Genomic DNA, 1060 nt, shown 5'->3' with positions numbered 1-1060 from the left:
CGTTTAACGAAGAACGGCCTTCGTCCTAGAATCTGAAATCACCACAACAACAGGTTCTAGGAAAGGACGAAGACCGCTATGGAAATCTTATCAGACCCGACGCCGGACATGCTCGCTGTGCCCCGTTTCGACGACGGCGCCATCGATATGCAGGAGCTGCTTCGCAGACTCGCCGAGCAGGTCGTGAACGCCGTGATGGACGCCGAGGCCGACCAGCTCTGCGGTGGCGGGGCGAACAGCCGAAACGGCTACCGCGAGAGGTCGCTCGCCACCTGCGTCGGCACGCTGACGCTGCGCATCCCCAAGCTGCGCTCCGGCAGCTTCTTCCCGGAGGACGTGCTCGAGCGCTACCAGCGCGTCGACCGCGCCCTCGTCGCCGCCGTCGCCGAGATGTACGCCACGGGCACGAGCACCCGCAAGGTGCAGAGGGTGGCCGAGAAGATGGGCGTCTCCAGGCTCTCGAAGGACCAGGTGAGCGCAATCGCCTCGAGCCTGGACGCAGACATCGAGGATCTGTGCGGAAGGCCGCTCGACGGCTCGCCGGTGCCCTACGTCTGGCTCGACGCGACCTACGTCAAGTGCCGCCGCGAGGGGCGCGTCGCCTCCACCGCCGTGGTCACCGCCATCGGCTGCGATGCGGGCGGCTGGAGGCGCGTCCTCGGTGTCGACGTGGTTGACACCGAGTCTTACGACTCGTGGCTCGCCTTCCTGCGGGCTATCCGCGCGCGCGGGGCGGCGGGCGTGCGGCTCGTCGTCTCGGACGCCCACCCGGGGCTCGTCCGGGCGCTCGGCGAGGTCTTCCAGGGCGCCGCGTGGCAGCGCTGCGCGGTCCACCTCATGCGCGACTGCATGCGCGAGGCCGGCTCCTGGCAGCTCAGGCGCCGCGTGGGCAGGATCGTGTCGCAGGTGTTCCGCGGGCGCGACGCCGCCACCGTGACGGCCATGTACCACGCGGCGTGCGACATGCTGGCGGGGTGCTGCCCCAGGGCGGCGGCGGTGCTGGAGGAGGCCGAGCCCGACGCGCTGGCCTACCTCGACTTCCCGCCGACCCACTGGAAGC

Annotated in this window: 1 protein-coding gene; it reads left to right on the top strand. The window is 69.7% G+C overall.

Annotated features, from left to right (window positions below; translation table 11 throughout):
• Positions 1-78: 78 nt before the first annotated feature.
• The coding region (locus tag ACQRAQ_RS08595) for an IS256 family transposase (RefSeq protein WP_427794553.1) at positions 79-1060 on the top strand (982 nt) is incomplete at its 3' end.

It is taken from the genome of Collinsella sp. SGI.178 (assembly GCF_050313495.1).
Taxonomy (GTDB): Bacteria; Actinomycetota; Coriobacteriia; order Coriobacteriales; family Coriobacteriaceae; genus Collinsella.
This window is presented reverse-complemented; position numbering and strand designations above follow the sequence as displayed.